Below are 3,560 nucleotides of genomic sequence, written 5' to 3' on the forward strand. Positions count from 1 at the left end.
GGTTGGTCGAGACCGCCTCCTGCCCGCCGACCGGCGTCACGACCCCGTCGCGCAGCATCCGGTGCAGCGCGAGTTGCAATGCCGGGCTCGCGCCCTCGATCCCCGCCAGATAGAGCGTGCCGCGATCGGCTTTCTGCGCCAGCCCGATCTTGGCCACGCCACCGGGCAGCACACCGCGCTTGGCGCCGAACAGCTCGACCATCGCGAGATCTTCCGGCATGCCGGAAATGTTCAATTCATAGAACGGCTTCTCCGAGCGCAGCGAGCCGTAATGCATCGCGCGGGCCATCTGCGTCTTGCCCGTGCCCGGCTCGCCCGTCATCAGCACCGGCACGTCGAAGCTGGCATATTGCCGCGCGAGAGTGACCGCCGCGTTCATCGCGGAATTGGGCGCGCGCAGGATCGTCTCGAATCCCATACCCTCGCGCAAGGACCGCCGCCGCTTCTCGACCCGCGTCTCGGTGGTCGAGTTGAGGAACCGCATCTCCAGCGTCAGCCGCTCGTTCTCGCGCGATAGCTGGAACATCCGCGCGGCATTGCGGGCCACCGCCAGAAGCTGCTCGGGATGCCAGGGTTTGGCGATAAACTGGTGAATGCCCGCATCGTTGATCGCGGCCACCATCGACGCGCTGTCGGTATAGCCGGTGATGACGATGCGCACCGTTTCCGGCCAGCGCTCGCGCACCTCGGTGAGGAACTCGACCCCCGAGCGGCCGGGCATCCGCTGATCGCAGAAGATCACCTGCACCCATTCCTCTTCGAGTACCGCCATCGCCTCTTCAGCCCCCGGCGCGGTGAGGATCTCGAACTCGTCCTCAAGCGCCATTTTCATCGCCTGAAGCGAATGGGGCTCGTCATCGACGAGGAGGATGGCCGGGGTCGAGCCGGTCATGACGCGGCCTTCCGGTCGAGCCCGCGCTTGAGCCAATCGAGCCACGCCTGCATCCCCTCGCCCGTGCGGGCCGAGACGCGCAGCACCTCGATCTCCGGGTTCACGCGCTTGATGTTGGCCTCGTAGAGATCGAGATCGACATCGCAATAGGGGGCCAGATCGGTCTTGTTGAGGATCGCGAGACCGGCGGCTGCGAACATGTCCGGATATTTCAGCGGTTTGTCCTCGCCCTCGGTGACCGACAGGATCGCGACCTTCGCATCCTCGCCCAGATCAAAGGCGGCGGGGCAGACGAGGTTACCGACATTCTCGATGAACAGCAGCGACCCTTCGGGCAGCGCGAGCCGGTCCAGCGCAGTTTCCACCATGCGCCCGTCGAGGTGGCAGCCCTTGCCGGTGTTTACCTGAATGGCCTTCGCGCCTGTCGCGCGGATGCGGTCCGCGTCATTGGTGGTCTGCTGGTCGCCCTCGATGACGGCGAGCGGCGCTTCGCCCAGCATCTCGATCGTGCGGCACAGAAGCGTGGTCTTGCCCGAGCCGGGAGAGGAGACGAGGTTGGTCGCGAAGATGCCCTTCTGCGCCAGTCGTGCCCGGTTCTTCCCGGCGAAATCATTGTTTTTCGACAGGATATCGGTCTCGATCTCGATCAGACGTTCCTGGCTCATGCCCGGCACTTCGGTGCCTGCCGCCCCAAGGCCGATATGGATATCGCCGTGGTCGTGGTGGTGATGGTGGGGGGCGTGATCGTGAGAATGATGGCCCTGCCCGGGTGCCGGGGCTCCTTGCGCGAGTACCGCCAGAGGCGCCGCTTTCGGCACGGCCTGACCGCTCTTTTCCAGATGGGCGCGGAACTGATCTTCCACGCTATGTCCGCTGCATCCGCACACCGTGCACATCAGAGCACCTCCATATCCTTGATCCGCATCTCCTCGCCGCCCTGCGCGAGCAATTTGCCGCCGCCGCAGTTCGGGCAAGGGTCCAGTCGATGTTCGATTTCCACGCTCTCCGCGCAATCATAGCAGAGCGCTTTGCCGGGGATGTCGATAATCTGCAATTCCGCACCTTCCGCGGGCGAGCCGCGCATCACCACGTCGAAGGCGAATTCCAGCGCGTGTTTCTCGACGCCTGCGAAGCGCCCGATTTCGAGCCGCAGCGTGGTCACGCGCGAAAAGCTGTTGGCCTTGGCCGCATCCTCGATCACGCCGCGGATGCCTTCGGCGATCGACATCTCATGCATCGGCGACCTCCCGCATCAGAACTGGCACGCAGGGATCGAGTATGTCCACAACCAAGCTTGCCAAAGACGCTTTCTCTGCGGGCAGGGTCTCCAAGCTGCGCTGCAACATCCCACCCGGCACGGTCAGATGGTCGGTCGGCGTGATCCGCGTGAGCGCGCTCACACGACCGCCATTCAATCTGACCTGCAAGGTATAAGCGCCCCGCGCCGCCGCGACCGAGGCCACGCCCGGCGCGATCCGGCGCGCGGGCGGCGCATCGAAGCACATCCGATCCAGATCGACCACGCGCCCCAGCGCCCGCCAGAGCGGTCCGCGCCCATGATTTGCTTCGGCCTGACGCATCAGATCCGCGTCGCGCACCCGACCAGCGGCGGAATTTTCCTGCGGCACCAGCGACAAAGGCTGCGACAGATCGGGCAGATCGGTCACCGCTTCGCCCGGCGCGAAACGCTCCGCGATCCCGGCGAGAAGCGGGCTGATCCCCGCACCGGAACTCAGCCAATCCGCCAGCCGCGCGGGCCGCGCACCGCCCCAGATCCAGCGCTGCAACGCCGCGCCGCCCTTCGACCAATCCGCGGGCAGCGGCATCGGATCGTGCTCGATCAGCGCGGGCCAGCGCAGGCATAGCTTGGAGAGATGGTCGCGCAAAATCTCGCGCCGCGGGTCGCATCCGGCGGTCTCCAGACCCGTCGCCAGCCGCACCGCGAGACCCTGCGCCATGCCGCACAGGTTGAACAGGCGGGGCATCAGTTCCGCGACCTCTTCGGGGGTCTTGCCCAGCATCATCGCCTCGACCGGGCTCGGCGCGGGCAGCGCAAGCACCGCCTTCAGCCGAGCGCCGTCGCGCGCAATGGTTATGCCGAGCGTCTGGTTCATTCCGCGTCATCCGCCGCGTCGCGCGGCGCATCCTCGGCCAGACCGCCCGAGATCAGCTTGCGCCGGGTCGGTTGCGCCATCTCCTCGACGCGCGCGTCTTCCGCCGCCTGCGCAACCTCCGCCTCCTCGACCGCGGCAATCTCGGCCTCGCGACCGGCGCGGATTTCGGATTTGCGATCCGTCTCGGCGCGGTTCTCGTCCTTGAACAGCTCCGTCATGATCGCGCGGGCGACATCTGTCGCCTGCATCTGCGTCTGGAAATCGCCCATCGGCGAGAAAAGCGAGCACGCCTTGTAGCCGCCGCCCATCTCGCGGACGTTATGGATGAACTCGTACGTGCCAGACGGGAAGTCGATGTTTTCCTTGGCGCCGGGGACCAGCGCCGACCAATCCTCGCCGTCGCGCGGCAACATGATCAGGTTCATGAACCACGGGCTGACAAGCACGCCGAGTCCGCGCCCCTCGTGCGAGACGAAGCCCACCGGCTCGACCGAGAGCGCCTTGTTCACCAAGGGCACGTCGCGCATCTTCGAATGCCAGACCTCGCGGAAATC

Annotated in this window: 5 protein-coding genes; all 5 read right to left on the reverse strand. The window is 66.0% G+C overall.

The features are described 5' to 3' along the window. Positions 1–892, reverse strand: an 892-nt coding sequence (locus B3D39_RS14940) for a sigma 54-interacting transcriptional regulator (RefSeq protein ID WP_286789843.1), incomplete at its 3' end; no start/stop codon positions are given. Continuing rightward, entirely contained in the window at positions 889–1,788 is a 900-nt protein-coding gene (gene hypB / locus B3D39_RS14945; protein ID WP_274961495.1) for a hydrogenase nickel incorporation protein HypB, read from the reverse strand. The genes B3D39_RS14940 and hypB, both read right to left, overlap by 4 nt. After that, positions 1,788–2,129 carry a hydrogenase maturation nickel metallochaperone HypA gene (gene hypA / locus B3D39_RS14950; protein ID WP_078604676.1) on the reverse strand — a complete coding sequence of 114 codons (342 nt, stop codon included), beginning with the start codon at positions 2,127–2,129 and terminating at the stop codon, positions 1,788–1,790. The genes hypB and hypA overlap by 1 nt, the downstream gene beginning before the upstream one ends. After that, complete coding sequence (locus B3D39_RS14955) at positions 2,122–3,006, reverse strand: hydrogenase expression/formation protein HupK (protein WP_274961496.1); 885 nt, start codon at positions 3,004–3,006, stop codon at positions 2,122–2,124. Before B3D39_RS14955 ends, hypA begins: the two co-directional genes overlap by 8 nt. Next, positions 3,003–3,560 (reverse strand): [NiFe]-hydrogenase assembly chaperone HybE (hybE, locus tag B3D39_RS14960; protein WP_286789844.1); only part of this gene is annotated, 558 nt, incomplete at its 5' end. The genes hybE and B3D39_RS14955, both read right to left, overlap by 4 nt.

Source organism: Thioclava sp. UBA3469, from assembly GCF_002378135.1.
GTDB lineage: Bacteria > Pseudomonadota > Alphaproteobacteria > Rhodobacterales > Rhodobacteraceae > Thioclava > Thioclava sediminum.

Bases quoted from the DNA above. Each gene is read 5' to 3' on its own strand.
- hypB (WP_274961495.1), bottom strand. From the start codon at position 1,788: ATGTGCACGGTGTGCGGATGCAGCGGACATAGCGTGGAAGATCAGTTC.
- B3D39_RS14955 (WP_274961496.1), bottom strand. From the start codon at position 3,006: ATGAACCAGACGCTCGGCATAACCATTGCGCGCGACGGCGCTCGGCTG.
- hypA (WP_078604676.1), bottom strand. From the start codon at position 2,129: ATGCATGAGATGTCGATCGCCGAAGGCATCCGCGGCGTGATCGAGGAT.